The organism is Microterricola gilva, from assembly GCF_004217495.1.
In the GTDB taxonomy this organism is placed as follows: domain Bacteria; phylum Actinomycetota; class Actinomycetes; order Actinomycetales; family Microbacteriaceae; genus Microterricola; species Microterricola gilva.
Window position 1 is genome coordinate 2,517,238 of sequence record NZ_SHLC01000001.1, and the last position, 15,759, is coordinate 2,532,996.

The 15,759-nt window shown below is 68.3% G+C and carries 13 protein-coding genes; 3 read left to right on the forward strand and 10 right to left on the reverse strand.

Features of this window, described 5'->3' with window-relative positions; translation table 11 throughout:
• Nucleotide 1 precedes the first annotated feature (1 nt).
• From EV379_RS11710 to EV379_RS11735, 6 genes are all read right to left on the reverse strand, one after another.
• A complete protein-coding gene (locus tag EV379_RS11710) occupies nt 2–190 on the reverse strand; it encodes a helix-turn-helix domain-containing protein (RefSeq protein WP_130506285.1) in 189 nt (62 codons plus the stop codon).
• Nucleotides 191–682: 492 nt separating this feature from the next.
• Nucleotides 683–892: a hypothetical protein gene (locus tag EV379_RS11715; RefSeq protein ID WP_130506286.1), complete on the reverse strand. Its 210-nt coding sequence runs from the start codon at nt 890–892 to the stop codon at nt 683–685.
• A gap of 742 nt (nt 893–1,634) precedes the next feature.
• Nucleotides 1,635–3,497, reverse strand: coding sequence for a GmrSD restriction endonuclease domain-containing protein (locus tag EV379_RS11720; RefSeq protein ID WP_130506287.1), 1,863 nt, complete (start codon nt 3,495–3,497; stop codon nt 1,635–1,637).
• Nucleotides 3,498–3,660: 163 nt separating this feature from the next.
• On the reverse strand, nt 3,661–4,479 hold the full coding sequence (locus EV379_RS11725; RefSeq protein ID WP_130506288.1) for a nuclease-related domain-containing protein: 819 nt from the start codon (nt 4,477–4,479) through the stop codon (nt 3,661–3,663).
• 88 nt (nt 4,480–4,567) lie between these two features.
• On the reverse strand, nt 4,568–5,269 hold the full coding sequence (locus tag EV379_RS11730; protein ID WP_130506289.1) for a hemerythrin domain-containing protein: 702 nt from the start codon (nt 5,267–5,269) through the stop codon (nt 4,568–4,570).
• A 74-nt stretch (nt 5,270–5,343) separates the two neighbouring features.
• The gene (locus EV379_RS11735; protein WP_242616347.1) at nt 5,344–6,135 is read right to left on the reverse strand and encodes a DUF429 domain-containing protein; all 792 of its coding nucleotides are present in this window, start codon (nt 6,133–6,135) and stop codon (nt 5,344–5,346) included.
• 95 nt (nt 6,136–6,230) lie between these two features.
• Here EV379_RS11735 and EV379_RS11740 point away from each other — a divergent pair, with 95 nt between their 5' ends.
• Nucleotides 6,231–6,593 carry a GNAT family N-acetyltransferase gene (locus tag EV379_RS11740; RefSeq protein ID WP_130506290.1) on the forward strand — a complete coding sequence of 121 codons (363 nt, stop codon included), beginning with the start codon at nt 6,231–6,233 and terminating at the stop codon, nt 6,591–6,593.
• A 17-nt stretch (nt 6,594–6,610) separates the two neighbouring features.
• On the opposite strand, the gene EV379_RS11745 is transcribed toward EV379_RS11740, so the two are convergent.
• The gene (locus EV379_RS11745) at nt 6,611–7,369 is read right to left on the reverse strand and encodes an alpha/beta fold hydrolase (protein ID WP_130506291.1); all 759 of its coding nucleotides are present in this window, start codon (nt 7,367–7,369) and stop codon (nt 6,611–6,613) included.
• A gap of 81 nt (nt 7,370–7,450) precedes the next feature.
• On the opposite strand from EV379_RS11745, the gene EV379_RS11750 reads away from it, so the two are divergent.
• Together EV379_RS11750 and EV379_RS11755 are read left to right on the forward strand one after the other, a co-directional pair.
• Nucleotides 7,451–8,137, forward strand: coding sequence for a helix-turn-helix transcriptional regulator (locus EV379_RS11750; RefSeq protein WP_130506292.1), 687 nt, complete (start codon nt 7,451–7,453; stop codon nt 8,135–8,137).
• Nucleotides 8,138–8,275: 138 nt separating this feature from the next.
• On the forward strand, nt 8,276–9,163 hold the full coding sequence (locus EV379_RS11755) for a hypothetical protein (RefSeq protein WP_130506293.1): 888 nt from the start codon (nt 8,276–8,278) through the stop codon (nt 9,161–9,163).
• Between the two features lie 353 nt (nt 9,164–9,516).
• Here the strand turns inward: EV379_RS11755 and EV379_RS11760 are convergent, their stop codons facing one another.
• From EV379_RS11760 to EV379_RS11770, 3 genes are read right to left on the reverse strand one after another with little or no spacing between them, the layout of a single operon-like run.
• Nucleotides 9,517–13,014 (reverse strand): ATP-binding protein, encoded by a 3,498-nt coding sequence (locus tag EV379_RS11760; protein WP_130506294.1) that lies wholly within the window; start codon nt 13,012–13,014, stop codon nt 9,517–9,519.
• Nucleotides 13,011–14,057: a DUF4194 domain-containing protein gene (locus EV379_RS11765; RefSeq protein WP_165397359.1), complete on the reverse strand. Its 1,047-nt coding sequence runs from the start codon at nt 14,055–14,057 to the stop codon at nt 13,011–13,013. The genes EV379_RS11760 and EV379_RS11765 overlap by 4 nt, the downstream gene beginning before the upstream one ends.
• The gene (locus tag EV379_RS11770; RefSeq protein WP_130506296.1) at nt 14,050–15,648 is read right to left on the reverse strand and encodes a DUF3375 domain-containing protein; all 1,599 of its coding nucleotides are present in this window, start codon (nt 15,646–15,648) and stop codon (nt 14,050–14,052) included. Before EV379_RS11770 ends, EV379_RS11765 begins: the two co-directional genes overlap by 8 nt.
• Nucleotides 15,649–15,759 lie beyond the last annotated feature (111 nt).

Consider the following 15,759-nt stretch of genomic DNA (forward strand, 5'->3'; position numbering starts at 1 on the left):
TCTACGCAGCACCCCCGGCGCTGCTGCCACCACTACGCACCCACGCGTCCACCTCACTCGCCTGGAACTTCCACAGGCGCCCGACCTTGTGCGCCGGCATCCCCTTTTCAGCAATCCAGGCATAAATCGAGTCCTTCGTGACGCCCAGATGCTCGGCGATGTCGTCGGCGGACAGCCACGGCTCAGACATACAGGCCCCCATGCGGATCGAACCGGATTCTTCCGGGTATGCCCGATCCTAGCTGCACCCGGCCATGACCTTGGTTGCATTCGGCTGACGGGTGGGTGACCGCCGAGCGCGGTGTGGCACCCGACACCACCCCAGAGGCAACACCCCCGGCTCACTGAACTCTTCGGCGAGCCCGAAAGCCGTTAACGGGCGCGCAGATTCAGCGCCCGGCGGCATGGCACTCTGGCGAGCGCCTTCAGCAACGACGAAAACGCAACGGAAACGCAGACTCGTCCCCGAACTTCCTTGAGGGCGATCCCGTTTGCGGGCCGTTCTGCGACGAGTTTCGCGAACAGCCCCTCAGTTGGGCTGTTCGCGAAACGCGTCAGGGCGCGAATCACAAGCCACCACCCAACGCGTTTTCCTTCACATCGAGCGCCCTTTTCCTCCACATTTGTCGAGGATCTGCTTACCCTGCAGGAAATACTGGCAGCGGTGACCGGTCACCGCAGGTCAGGGAGTCAACCGAAGCTGCAGCAGTCCACCCAACTGGAACCGCAGCGCGGCATCGACGACGAACGCCACCAACTCTTGTGATTCGCCGTCACTCTTGCCGCCGAGCGAGGAGTAGGAGCTGAGCACCTCGCCCTGTTCGCCGACGCGAGCCGCCGTCGCGCTTCCGCGCTCCGAGTGGCACCAGCATTCAAAGAATGAGTCCGACACGGTCGCACTCGGTGTTCCACGAGCATGCTCCCCGCGCAGCGGCCCTATCGACTTGATTGCCCTTCACTGCGCTCGCCGCGGACCTCCCGTGATCGTGTGCTTCTTCCGGGCTTGCGCACTCTACCCACGCGAGGTCGCACTCCGCGATCCACTGGTTGACGATTGCGACCTGCGCCGGTGATAGCACTGACGGTCGCGATCTAGCCGTAGCTCGATCGACTCCGAGCAGCCGAACGGCGACGCTTGCTCGAAACGTGGTCCGACTCAAATCGTGACCGATCGCAAGATGTGCCTGGAGCCGGCCACGCAATCCTTTCTTGCCCCGCGCCTCGCCCACGTAGATTGGCTCGTCGTCGCGAAACCATACATAGACGCCCGGCGCAGAAGGGACGTCGGATAGTTCCACCGCGTCAGCTGCGCAGAGCATCTCGCTCCGCACACGCGCCCAATCCGCACCTCGGTCATCGAGAGGCTCGCCGGTCTCACCATTGGCTTGGTCAAGCGCATCATGGATTGCACCCAATTCGTTGGCGTCCTCAGCGCCGTAGATCTGCAAGTCCGAGAGAGTGAGTTCTTCGCGCGTGGCTAGAACCTATCGGAAGCGATCATGCGACGCAGGTGGCTGCGTAGAAGCCGGACTCGACAGCGGGGAGCGCCCTCGTTGGTTCTGCCGTTGCTCCGTGCGGAACGGGGGGGGCAGCCCAAAAGGCTGGAGAGTGCCGGGCGCCGATCGGGTGTGCTCTCATTGCGCAAAGAGCTGATTTCCAGCAATCGCGGGTTCACGGACCTGATCGAGGCTCGGCCTGTCGCCGGCGCACAGAAGCAACATTGCTCCCCCCACCAGCTTTACCCGCTCATCGAGGAACACGTTCAAATCGGATCCAACCGCCTCGCGGAGGGCTTCGCCTTCGAGGTGGCCGTATGGGCCTGCTGCCGCAAGTTCGGCGTACGGGACCATGTGCGTTGCAAGCCGACGCGAAATCTCGGAGGCATTCCCTATGGCGCCATCAGCCCTCGCCTCGAGGTAACGGACCGGGTCCAGCCGCCCGATCGTGCGGTTTGTACGCCAGGTGATTAGCGCGCAATTCAGGGCGAGATCAGAATCAATTCCCGCATCCTCAAGCAGCTTGTCAGGGAAGAGGTGATGGTACTCACGGTGGAGAACCGTCTCCGCCGTGATGGTTCGGGAATCGGCAAAGTCCTCGGCCCCAAACTTGAGGGATGCCGCGAGAATTGCTCGCGCTAGCACACGTTTGCTTGCGGGCCAGCCAGCTGACCTCAGTTGTTCCGCGGTAGGCAAAGGAAAGAGCGTTCGATCAAGGACTGCAACTCCAGAACCATCGAACGTGCTTCGGCCGCCCGCTGATGCTTCCAGCGCTTCGGCTAGCGCTTTGAAGTCACTGTATGCCCGGCTGGCAACGGAATTCTCATAGCGGGAGGTGAAGAATGAGGACCATAAGTAGGATCTGAGTACTTTCTCCGCGTTGGCCACCTCATCTCCGTAGTCCGGAATGAGCACGTAGAGAGCTGCGATTACTGGCAGCGGGGCTGCGGTCGGAAGTCGCTTCGCATCGTAGATGTGCGCGTCCTCCAGCAACGAGACGGTCCGGCGCAGCCCTCGCTCCAGCTTGTCCCAGTTGGTGATCATTTCAGCCATGTCCATGTCTAGCTCGCCGCGCGCATTGGGAACCTTTCCCTGCAATAGCGCACTAGCTTGCAAAACGAGATCGCCAACGTTGCCGTACCGCGAGATGCCGTCGACGCGCCTGCCCAGGTCGACCAGCTTGTCGTGAAGCAGCTCGCCCGTCGCGTTCTCCACTTCGGCAACGATCACGTCGTAAGTACTTAGCGGCTTGCTATTGGTGTTCATTTTGATGAAGACGTCAAGGGCGACGTGCTTCGGCGTTGCGGCTTTGAGCAGGAGATAGGGGATGTTGTAGTTGCTCACGATCCCGCGGAGCGGTTGGAGATAGACATCCTTCAGTTCATCTCTGCGCGCCACATGCTCGCCTTGGAGCTGTCGAAACTCGGAAAGCTCCGTCACGTCATCGCCTGGGGCGAGGTGCGCGGTAGCGGCTTCAGCCCACGCGATCGACTCACCGGACGCGTCAGGTCGGAGCAATTGGACCGGGATCAGTCCGCGTTCGAGGCACTGGCGGGGGTCATCCACCCAAAGAGGCATGCGGCGCCCGTTCTTGGTCCACCGCGTGACAAGACGCACTCCAAGTTCCTCGTCATCGTTACTGGGATCCGCGTCAAGCTGGGGCACGTGTACGAAGAACGTCACATCCTCGTAGTTGTTGTTGAACGCTCGCCAAAGAGCGGTTAACCTCTGCTGCCCATCAAGCAAATGCTCGTTCGGCTTCACGTCGAGGTTCGGCGCCGTGACCAACGGCCGCGAAACAAAACGCTCTTCGTCGCCCACTTCAAGCACGAGCGCGACCCCCAGCGGCAAGTCGCGGATGACGGTGTCGAGCATGCTCATCACTCGACCACGGTCCCAGGCCTCAGCGCGCTGAAAACTGGGCAGCACAATTCGGCCGCCCTCAATCTGACTAAACCAGTCCTTGAGCGTTCGGTCCTGTGCGCGCGTCGATGTGCTCATGCCGGGAGCTTATCGGTCGCCGCGTCAGAATCCTGCGCCACCCTCAGCCAAACCAAGCCGAGAAGCGCGGTCGACACCGCGACGGCTGCCGCCCCACCATTGGACAAGTGGGGCCGCATGTTTCCTTTGCATGCAGACATGCACACGCCGCGGTCCACGAATGTCACTGGCCGAAGAGCGGGCCCATCACGAGCGGGACGAGCGTCGGCAGCAGCGCCAACGCGCCGACGGCGAGCACGAGCAGACCGGCCATCCCCGCCAGCGCCCAGAGACGGCGCCGACCCCGGGCCGAGCGCACCTCATCGTGTAGCTCCGCGAACTGGCGCCGGGCCTCGGCGGGGTCGCCGGCATCCGTCGCCCGCCAGAGCGCGGGGTCGTCGATGATGGCCAGCAGGTCGCTGACCGCAGCGGGGTTGAGTGCGTCCGGCTGCTGCTTCAGCCAGCGGCGCACCTCGTGTGAGTTCAGCACGCGCACGCGCTCCGGCTGCGCCTTCACCATGATGCGCTTGGGATCGACGAACACGATCAGCGGGTGCACGGGCACCGGATGCGGCATCCGCTCGCCCAAGAGCCGAGCGACCTTGCCGGCCTCCCCCTCGGCCTTGGGGATGTGCTGCTCTCGTTGCCCATCGACCAGCACGGTACGCCCGGCGACCCAAATGTTCTGGCCAGCGTGGTGCTTCGTATTGATGGTGAAGACGCCGCCGGGCCCGATGACCAGGTGGTCGATGTCGGTTTCCTTGGTTCCGATGGGCAGCGCGTGGCGGGCGGACCAGCCGTCTGGTAGGCGTTCGAGGATGTCGCCGACAGCGATCTCACCGACCGCGCCGAGGTACCAAGGGCGCGCGTCATCCGACAGCGGGCAGCTCCCGAAGAAGCGCTGAACGGTGGTGCGGGGCGGCACGTCGAGCTGCCTTCGCAGCGTCTCGTCGATGACGAGCTGTCCCGCGAAGCGATCGCGCATCGTTGCGGTAGTCGCCATCGGCTCCCCTGAGAGTTTCTCAGTCACCGTAGCCCGCGCGCGCCCGCGGTGGCACCCCCCGAACGGGGAGTTCGGCCGATGTTCGCGCCTAGTTCACCAGGGCAGCACGGTAGCGCGCGTACTTGCGCGCGCCGACCGTGCGCCAGATCAGACGCACCGGCCCCGGCAAGTGCTTGTGCTGCCACTCGGTGCCGCCGTCCGGCTGCGCGGCGAGAATCGCGCCGAGCTGGATCATGGTCTTGCCCTTCGGCGTGGCGTTGCGGCCGTGCTCGGCGAACCACTCGACCTCCTTCTGCGTCAGCGTCGTCTCCATCACCGGGACGATGTTGGTCTCCTCGTCTGGCAGGTGCACGGCGAGGGCAGTGTTGATTCCGGCGAGCGCTTGCGTGACGGATGCCGCGTCCTGAGCGCGCCCGCTGGCCCGCCACACGGGCAGGCCCGCGTCGAGGGCCTGCAGGTGGGTCAGCATGACGGCGTGCTGCTCCTTCATCCGCGCGACGTGCGCCGCGCAGGCGGGAGCTCTGGTTTCGAGACGATCCCAGAGCATCGTGTCCTCGCCCTCGTGGTGGGCGTGCAGCCCGATCGAGAGCATCGTCAGGTGGTCGCCGACACGGTCAGCGTGTGCGGCATCCCCCTCGGTGACACCGGCGATGAGCGCGGGGCCTTCGCCGAATCCGGCCCGGAAGAACCGGTGGATCTCAGCCATACCGCTGGCGTCGCAGGTCTTCAATCCGCTGGCCTGGTTGTCGTTGGGCTGGTCTCCGCTGGAGGGCAGTGCGGTGGCGGGCATGGCGTCTCCGATCGTCCGTGACTCTGCGCAGGCACGATACGCCTCGGCCGCTGGCACGGCAAGCGGTGGCGCCCCTATGGGGCCAAGCCGTCGAGCAACGCGGAGAGCGGCCCGGACGGTAGCGCGATCCAGCCCTCGCGGGCCGCTTGGGCGCGGTGCTCCTCGGGCACGGGGAAGGTCTGGCCGACCAGGTGGGCGCGGGTAGTGAGGGCGGCGAGCAGGGCGTCGAGGGCGTCATCCGTGCGCAGCAGTTCGTCGATGTGCGGGCCGAGGTCGAGCCATGGGGCCTCGGCCGTCAGGCCCTGGAGCAGGCGTTCGCGGGCGTCACGGTCGACCCGGTACTTCGGAACGAGGAGGCCCCAGATGCGGAGCGAGGCCCCGGGGTACACCTCCGCGACCTTGCCGGCGCCGGATCGATCGACTGAGCCGATGCGGTCGCCGATCGCGTCCAGGAGCGCCGCGCAGTGCATCGCGGTGAGCCCGAGCCGATCGGTCGCGACGCTGAGTGGCCAGCGCCCCATGCGGCGGTGCACCTCGCGGTCGGTCTCGCGGTAGGCCAGTCGCCGACGCCACGCCATCCCCTCGTCGTTCGAGAGATCGACTCGGTTGCTCTGGGCGTGCCCCGAGACGAAAGCGACGAAGTCGTCGGGCCAGCCGAAGGCGCAGTCGATGCCCATCGAGTCGACCTGCTCCGCCGCGTCGACGATCGCAGCGTCGTCCACGCCGACGGCGAGGGACACCAGCCGGGCGCCGCGCGCGGACCAGTCGACGATCGCCAACGCCGTCTTCTTCGGCTCGGCAGCGAGGTCGACGCCGGCCGTCAGCACGCTGCGTGGCGCGACATCCGGTGCGATCGCGTTCTCCATGGTCACCACTCCCGCACTCGTTGACGCATGACTCCGAGGGTATCGAGCGCGGGCACCGCGCCGCGCGTAGGGTGAGGAGCAAAGGAGAGGCAGACATGGGAGACGATCGACTGAGCAACGCGTCCGAGGATGGGGTCGCGGATGAGACCGTGGATGCCGCCGCACTGCAGTTCCGGCGAAACGACGAGGCTCACCGCTACGAGGCCGTGCTCGGCTCGGAGATCGCGGGGTACGCGGAGTTCGTGCTCCGGCCGCCGGCGCGGATCGTGTTCACCCACACGGTGACCGAGCCCGCCTTCACCGGCCACGGCATCGCGACACGGCTCGTCGAGTGGGCGCTCAGCGATGCCCGCGACCGCCAGCTGCGGATCGTGCCGCGCTGCCCGTTCATCGCCAGTTACTTGGAGACGCACTACCAGTTCGACGACGCGCTGGAGGGGCGCTCCCCCGCGAGCTGAGGGAGCGCCGCTCGGGCTCAGCGTTCGGCTGCGGTCGAGATCGTGGCGGCGAGCTCTACCGGCCGGCTCCACATCGGCCAGTGCCCGGTCGGCAGGTCGACCAGTTCAAGGTCGCGGAGCGAGGCCACCTCGGCCATCATCTCGTTGCCCGCCCGGGCCATCTGCATCAGCACCTCCGAGGGGAACGAGCAGGCGATGATCGTGGACGGCACGTCCCGCCGAGCATCGTTCGTGAGATGCACCACCTGTCGCATGACGGGGCCGGGCTGCGGCACCGCCCGCTCGCGGAACACGCGAAGGTCCTGCTCGCTCACCCCGTCCGGGCTCGCCTGGAGCTGGTCGAACGGCGGGAGCTCCGAGTCTGCCTGCTCCGCCGGGAAGTCGGCGTCGAACACTGAGCCGTCACCCGACGGGCCACTGTCGACGTAGACGACGCGGCTGACCGCGGTGGGGTCCTGGTCGAGGAGCAGCGAAACGGGAACGCCCGCCCCGCTGTGTGCGACGAGCACGACGGCGCTGCCGTCGGCGGATGCCGCGGCCACGGCCTGCCGCAGTGCCTCGGCCTGGTCGTCCAGTGTCCGCGTCGCACGATCCGGGTCGTCGGGGTCAAGGCCGGGCAGCGTGACCGCGGTGACGGCGTGGCCCCGGGCGCGGAGCTCGGACGCGACGCCGTCCCACGCCCAGGCGCCGAGCCAGTGGCCGGGAACGAGAATGAGCGAGGGCAGAGTGTTTGTGGGCAGAGAACTTGTGGGCAGAGTATTCGTGGTGTGGTCCATGTATCCATCGTCCGGCAGCCACCGGACAGCAGTATGTCACTATTCCTGTCACTTTCTTTGCCATTCTGCGATCATGGACGGGTGAACCGTACCGAGCGCCTGCATGCCCTCACCGAGTCGCTGCGCCGCGCCCCGGCTCGCGGGCGCACGGCCCAGCAACTCGCCGACGAGTTCGAGGTAACCACCCGCACGATCAAACGCGACCTCGCCGCGTTGGAGGCCGGCGGCCTGCCGGTCTGGGGCCGCACGGGCCCCGGCGGCGGCTACGGCCTGGCCGAGATCACGAGTCTGCCGCCGGTGAACCTGACCGCCGCGCAGGCGCTGGCGATCAACACGGCGGTCGCGGTCGCGACGCAGGCACCGTACTCGGATTCTGCGCGTGCAGCAGCCAACAAGATTCGCGACGTGCTCGACCCGGGCACCCGGCGGCAAGCCGCGGATCTCTCCCGACGGGTCTGGGTCGACGTCGGGCCGAGCGCCCCGCGCCGCGTGATGACCGTGCTCGAGAAGGCCCTCGTCGAACAGGTCACCGTGAACATCGACTACGTCGACGCCCGCGGGCAGGCCACGCGGCGTGAGGTGGAACCGATGATCTTCGCGTTCACCGGCGGGCGATGGCTGCTCGTGGCGTGGTGTCGCCTGCGCGACGACGTGCGCTGGTTCGCCCTGCACCGCGTCCAACGGGCGACGGCCACCCGGAGCCCCTGCGCCGGGCACTCAATCGACGAGATCGGCGAGCCGCCGGTGTCGGCGCGACCGGTCGGTTGATCGCGGCGAGGGCGGGCACCGGGCGGGTGCTCCTTCAGCGACGGCACGCTCGCCGCGGCCGAGGCGGCACATCCGGGAACTCCCTGTAGCTTGGCGACCGACTGATCCGCCAGAATTGCGGCGGAAAGGGGTCGGCCCATGCTGATTGTGATCGTGTGCAGCGCACTGGCGCTGTGTGGTCTGGTGCTGATGGTGCTCTGGGGCCGGCTGAGCCTGAGCCCACCGGATGCCGCCGACACGGGTGCCGCCGACACGGATTCCACGGACACCGCGGCCGCGCCGGCATCCGCCCCGCGCGCGCGTCGCGTTAGGCTCGCGCTCCGCCGCTACCTCTGGTGGGCGACGGTGGTCACGGTCGCGAGTTTCGGCACGGCGCTGCTCTGGACGCTGCCCGCCTCCCGGCTGATCATGCGCGCCCTTGCGCTTACGTCGCCCGATGCGACCGACTTCTTCACCGAGGCACAGGCCTTTGTCGGCACGATCTCGTTCGAGGGCACGCTCAGCCTGTTCCTCTTCGGCGCGCTGCCCGGCGCCTTCCTCAGCGCGGTCGTGTTCGCGTTCATCTACCGCTGGCTGCCCCGCGGATGGCTGGGCGGCCTCATCTACGGGCTGCTGTTGCTGGTGATCGGCGCCCCCAACGAGGATCCACTGCGCCCCGATAACCCCGACTTCGGCTTCATCGAGCCCGGCTGGCTCGCGGTCGTGCTGTTCTCGATCCTCCTCATCGGGCAGGGGATGCTGCTCGCCGCGGTGTTCGGCTGGTACAGCAGGCGGTTGCCACTGCGGCCGAGGCGCCCGTGGCTGGCCGCGTCCCCGCTGCTCGCGACCGTGGTCTACGTGCCGATCGGCGTCGTGCTGCTCATCGGCGCCGGTGTGACCGCGCTCGGTGCACTGGTGGTGCCGAGCATCGGACGGTGGTGGGTCTCGCGCACCGTGCGCTGGGCCGGGTTGGTTGTGCTGGCGGTGCTGACGCTGATCGCGCTGCCCGGGTTCATCGGGGCGGTCACGTTCATCGCGTCGCACTGATGGTGGCCTCGCCGCCCGGGGCGACTCGATCACGGCCGACACTTGGCTTCGGGGGCGGCCTCGTTCCTCGGCTGCTCCCTCGAGCCAGCGTGGAGTGTGCGCGATCCTCGCGCCCCCACTGCCTCCCGCACGCCGGCTGAGGGAGCGCCAGCGTGAGTTTCGCGAGCGAGTCTCCGCCACGCCGGCTCGAGCGAACGAGCTGACGAAGGAGGCTCGCTCGCGAAGCCCCGAGCGGATCCGCGGACACCGATGCCCCGGCATCCGCGGCAACTCGATCACGGCGGACACTTGGCTTTGGGGGCGGCCTCGTTCCTCGGCTGCTCCCTCGAGCCAGCGTGGAGTGTGCGGGTCGGCTAGTCGGCGGGGAGCAGCTCCGGGGTTTCGACAGGCTCAACCAGCGAGGCGGGCGAAGCCAATGGGGTTTCGACAGGCTCAACCAACGGGGTGGGCTCAACCGGAGAAGGCGCGACCGCGGGCGCCGCGGCGTCGGCGATCGGGTTGATGTAGGAGTAACCGGCGGCGTGGTTCTTCGTGATCGAGAGCACCAGGTCCATGTACGGCTCGAGGGCGGTGACCTTGTCGAGCGGGGCGCCGACGATGAGCTGGAAGCCGAGGCCCTTCCACGCGGCGACGGCACGGCCGGCGAACTCGGCGTCGGACTTCACGAAGCCCTCGTCGAGGAACACGGGCGCGAAGCGCGGCCGGGTGCGGCTCTCGTCACCGAGCTGGAAGCGCAGCGCGGCGCCGACGACGAACGCGACCAGTTCTTGTGATTCGCCACCGCTCTTGCCGCCGAGCGAGGAGTAGGTGCTGAGTTCCTCCCCGTCGGCGTTCAGGCGTGAGGCGGTGACCTCCACGTGCCGGCGCACGTCGAGCAGCAGGTCACGCGTCGGCGACGGCTTCGACTCGTCCTCCGGCTTGCGGATGCCGGCCATGAACGCCTGCAGCCGCAGGAAGCGTTCCTCGGTCTGCTCGTCGGTGAACTGCTCGGTCGCACCGGAGGAGAGCTGCTTGAGCTCCTTGCGGAACGCCGTGGCGTCGTCGCGGTGCAGGCGGCGCAGCGTGATCGTGAGGCGGTCGCGGCCCGCTCCGAACGGCAGCGTCGCGAGGATCTCGTTGATCGGGTGCAGGCGGTCCTCGATCTGCGAGATCGCGGAGTCGAAGGCACCAGCGAGCGGCACCAGATCCTGGCCGCTCCACGCGGCGAGGCGGCGCTTCCACTCCTGGCGGCGCTCGTGCAGGCCGAGGGTGAGCACGGAATCGAGGATGTCGCGGTAGCTCTGGTACGAGTCGAGGCCGGTGCCGATCGTCGGGTCCGGCCAGGCGCGCTGGTAGGACTCGAAGATGCTCCGCATCGCGCCCGCGGCCTGCACGGCCCGCTCGCGTTCGCTGGCGGACTGCTCGGTCAGGCGTTCGCGGAGGCGCTTGAGGCCGGCGGCGAAGCTCTCGAGGTCGTCTGGATCGCCGACGGCCTCGAACTCGGCGTCGAGATGCGCCGTCTGCTCCTCGGAGAGCGTCACCGACTCCTCGTCGGCGATGCGCTCCAGCTGGGCGTTGACGGCATCCTCGCGGTCGACGAGCTCCGACTGCGCCGACGCCAGCACGCGGGCGGCGCGCTCGGCCTCGAAACGCTGCGTCTGCGCCGCCTCGAGCTCGGCCTCGAGCCGCTGCTCCTCCTCCTGCAGCGCGCGGAGCACGTCGCTGTTGGCCAGCACCCGCTCCAGCTCGGCGTTCTTGCCGGCGAGCGCGGTCTCGGCGGTGTCGACGTCGAGGAGGGCCCAGACGGCATCCGCCACCGACTGGCTGGCGTCGCGGCGAGCCCGCAGCGCGGCCAGCTCGGCCGCGAGGGTGTGCGCCTGGGATCCCAGCTGCTCGACCGAGACGGTGAGCTGCGCGAGCTCCTGCTCGATCTCGTCCTGCCTGGCCTGGCTCGAGAAACCGATGATCGGCTTCTGGTCGCGGTTCATGCCGTGTGCGCCGCGGCTGCCGTTGCGAGTCTGCCCGCTGAGCGCCACGTAGGGGCCGTCGTCGCCGAACTCGGCCGGCGTCTCGACGCAGCGGGCGTCGAGCGAGGCCTGCCGCACCCGCTGGTGCACCCACGTGGTGAACGGCGACGCCTTGTGCACGAGCTTGCCCGAGACGAGGCCCGGGTCGGCGCTCTCGCCCGCGGCATCCGTCACCGCGCCGAGCGGCACGCCCTCGAAGTGGATGCGCACCGGCAGCCGGAGCGGGTCGATCGCCCGGCCGAGCGCGGCGAGCTTGGTCTCGTCGACGAGCAGAATGCGCGCGACCGAACCGAGCGTGACCTCGGCGGCCTGGCGCCAGCGCTCCTCGCCGGGCGCGATGTCGATGAGCTCGGCGAGGAAGGGCAGTTCATCGGATGCCATGCCAGCCGCCTCAGCGATGGCGAGGCGTGCGGCGTGCAGGTGCTGGGGAACGAGGCTGTGTCGACCGTCGAGGAAGTCGCGCTCCTTCTTGAGGACGCGGATCTGCTCCTCGAGCGGGTACTGCTCCCGGCGGAGCGTCTCCCGGTGCGCCTCGGCCTGCGTCTGGGCGTCGGCGAAGGCGGCGAGGGTCTCGGCGGCCACGGCCTGCGCCGCGGTGAACTCGTCGAGCGTGCCCATCGGCTGGGCGAGCACGGAGACGCGCTCGTCGAAGCGGGCGCGGGAGGCGAGGCGGTCGTCGCGGGTCTCGGTGAGCCGGGCGACCTCGGTCTTCAGCTCGTCGAGCACATCGCCGCCGTTGGCGCGCTGGCGACGCTGGCTCTCGGCGAGGCGTTCCTTGAGGTCCTTCTCGGCTGCGGTGGCGGCGCCGAGTTCGGCCTGGGCGCGCTTCCGCTCGGCCCGGTTCACGTCATCGGCGGCGTCGAGCAGGCGCTGCTCGGTCGCGAGCTCCCAGAGGCGCAGCGGGGTGTCGCCGCTGCGGGTGACGCCGAAGGTGTCGACGAGGTCGGCGCGGTCGTTGGCCTCGATGAACTGCTTCTGCAGCTCGGGCAGACGCTCCAGCACCTGCGCCTTCTGCGCCTCGGTGACCATCGCGCCGTAGGAGCGTTCGAGGTCTTCGAAGTGGTTGACGGCCTTGTCGGCGGCGGCGTAGGTAGCCGGGCGCTCGAGCACCATCGACTTGTAGAGGCCGTCGACGGTCTTGACCTGCTGGCCGGCCTGGATGCGGGCGAGCAGGCGCAGCGCCTTGCCGCCCTCCCCGTTGGCCCCGATGCCGAGCCGCGTGTAGAGGGTCTGCGCGAAGGCGGCGTAGGTGTCGAAGACCTCGATGCCGGCGAAGCGCGCCTTGAGAGCCCGCTTCTCGAACCGGGCGGCGACGACATCCTGAAGCTCGGCGAGGTTCAGCGCGCCGTCGTAGGTGGCCATCTTCATCGACAGATCGGAGTAGCTGTGCGTCGAACGCGGCACGTAATACGTGCGCAGCACGGTGAAGCGGCGCTGGTTGTCGTCGATGAACGTCATCGCGATGGCGCCCCAGGTGGGCTCACCCGCACCGCGCAGCACCTGGTCGTGCAGCGCGCCAGTCTCGGCTTCGCGGTTGTCGTCGGTCTTGCCGCGCAGGTAGGTGAGCACGTTGCGCTGCTCCGCGCTGCGGGCCCGGCCGGATCCAGCGTCGTTGGAAGCGCCGTTGAACGGGGTGTCCGAGGGCATCATGAGCGCGAGGTAAGCGTCGAGCAGGGTGCTCTTGCCGGTTCCGGATGCCCCGGACACCAGGGTCGCGGTCGACGCGAGCGCGACCGAGTGGTGGCCGTGGAAGCCGCCCCAGTTGACCATCTGAAACGTCTCGGCCCGCCACTGCGTTGTGCCCTCGGTGGCGCCGTCGATGTAGAACAGCGGGGAATCGCTCATACTGCTGGCTCCAGTTCGGGCTCGGCGGCGGGAGTTTCGGCGTCGGAGGTCTCGATACGCTCGTTCCTCGCTACTCGACCATCGGGATCAGTGTCCGCATCAGGGTCGGGTTCTTCCTGCTGGTCGAGTGGGCCACCCGCGGCCGTATCGACACCCGGTGCCCCGGTCTCGAGACGCTCGTCGCTCGCTTCTCGACCATCGGTGTCCGCGGCATTCGCGACCTCGACCAGCGGCTCGGTGGCATCCGCGATCTCGACGCTCTCGCTTCCATTCTCGGCGCGCAGCCAGTCGAGCAGCTCGGCGAGGCGCTGCACGGGCAGCAGCACCTCGATCACGGGTGCGATGCGGAAACGGTCGGGGTCGCTCGTGCGCAGCAGCACCTGCGCCTTGGCGAGGGTCTCGATCGCCGCGGATGCCCGCTTCGCGTCGCCGGAGCGGTTGGTGGCGTGCGCCGGCCGGAAGTGCGCGACCTTCTCGAGCAGATTGTCGCGGTCGACGATGACGAAGTCGTGGCCGTTGGCGCGTTCGCTGCGGAAGCGCTGGCGCAGCACGACGAGCAGGATCGTCTCCTCGCGGTTGTAGGAGGTGTCGTGCAGCACGGTCGGGAAGGCGGCGCCGCCCTCACTCTGCGCCTGCCGCTTGAACGCCACCTCGTAGTGTCGGTCGACGTGCAGGTCGAGGAACAGGTCGTTGAGGCGCGACTTGATCAGGCCGGTCGAGGCGACGAGCGTCCGCCAGGCGGCAGGGTGGTCGGATGCCGAGATGTAGCGGTGCTTGAGCAGCAGCACGAGGGTGCGGCGCTGGGCGGCGGAGAGCCCGCCCTCGTCACCCTCGAACAGCGACAGGCTTTCACCGTCGGCGTCCGCACTGTCGTCGGCGCCGACGAAGGCGTCGCCGTCGGTGAACGCGGCGCTGTCAGCAGCGCTGCTCGCACCGCCCGCACTGTCTGCATTGCCGGCGTGCTCGATGACGGACTTGTGCCCGAACGGTTTGGTGCCGAGCTCGCCGCCCGCGGATGGTTCGTCGCGTCGGTCGTCAGTCACTGTTCGCTCCAGAGTTCAAGGCCGCGAGGGCCGCCGTTTCGTCATCGCTAAGGGTGATGCGCGGTACCGCGAAGGTGCGCATCGTGCCGTCGGGGCGCACCGTCACGTACTCCTCGGTGCTCAACTTGTGGGTGCCGCTGCCGCTGCCCTCATCCGCGCCGGTGTGCGAGACGGCGTCGATCTGCGTCGCCAGCTGCATGAGCCCGAGGATCTCGACCGGGCGGCGGAGCTCGGGCGCGAGCGCGTTGAACACGTCGCCGATCGAGGTGTCGCTTCCGGACGATCCACTCGCGCCGAGGGCGTCGACGAGCGCATCGCGCATCTCCGACAGCTGCGGGCCGCCCTGCTTGCGCATCTCGCCCAGGCTCAGCACCTCGGGGGCGTGCTGCGAGACGTCGGCCAGCGCGGCCGGCGGAACGTGGGATTCGGGGTCGTAGAAGCGCTCACGCAGGTGCGGGGCGTCGAGGTTGCCCGGCATGATCTCTGCGCGCACCCGCGACTGCGGGCCGGCCGTCTGCATCCACGTGACGAGTTCCTTGTTGATGTCGCGCAGCAGACCCTCGAGCTCGCGGTCCTTGACGATGTCGTGGTTGACGATGTGCTCGCGCAACGTCGTCGTGAGGCCGTTGCGCTGCGTCAGCACGTCGTCGATGCCGCGGCGGATCAGGGTGACGGTCGCGCCGAAGCTGCGCCGTTCGATCGGCTTCAGCTGCGCGGCGAAGGGGTGCGAGAGGATCGTCTCGAGGTCGCCCTTGAGGTCGAGCAGGAGCGCGTCATCGCGGAGCAGCTCGAAGGCGCCCTCGAACGCGCGGCCCTCGGCCGTCAGCGACATGAGCGCGTCGGTCTTGGCGAGATACTCGTCGAGCACCTCGCCGACCGGGCGGTCCTCGGCCCGGAAGTCGTTGACGATCTGCCGGTGCATCGTCGCCACGGACTCTTCCACCCGCTTGAAGTCGCCGGGCAGCTGGCCGATCAGGTCGATGAGGTTGGCGTAGCCCTCGCGCATGTCCTCGACGGATGCCGCGGCGATCTCTCCTCCGCCAGCCACCCGGTCGCGCTCGCTCTGCAGCTCGGCGATCTGCTGGTCGAGGCGTCGCACGCGTTCGTCGCGGTCGGGGTTGGCCTGCGTGGCACGGTGGCGCACGGCATCCACGATCATCGTGAGCCGGGACTCGCTGATCAGGGCGCGGTCGCGGGCGAGGCTCTCGACGAGTGAGAGTGCCTCGAGCGCGTGCGAGGTGAGCGAGTAGAACTCTTCGGTGGTTGCCGAGTCTTCGCGGGCCGCACCGTTCTCCTCGGCGCCGTCGTCGCTGTCGCCGGTGTCGCGGTAGAGCCACTGGTCGTTCATCCACTGCACGCAGAGGGAACGGCCGTTGCCTGTAGGGGTGTCGGCGCCGATCGTGCGGAGATCGGCGAGGTAGGCGTCGACCTGAGCGTGCAGCCGCTCGGCCTGGATGCTGCGCCGATCGCGGCTGAAGGAGCACTTGAAGACGGCCAGCACGAAGGGCGCCCACTTGCGATCGAGCAGGCGCAGCGTCGGCTTGTCGAACGCCTCGCGAACCCGCGCCAATTCGCCCGCGATGTCGCTCATCGGCTGTGCCCCCTTTTCTGACCTCAATAACCGTAGTCGCCCGCCCGAGTAGGCCGAAAACGGAGGGGTGCTGCGGCGTGCCGCCGAGGCCGCCGCCGCTACGATCGACGG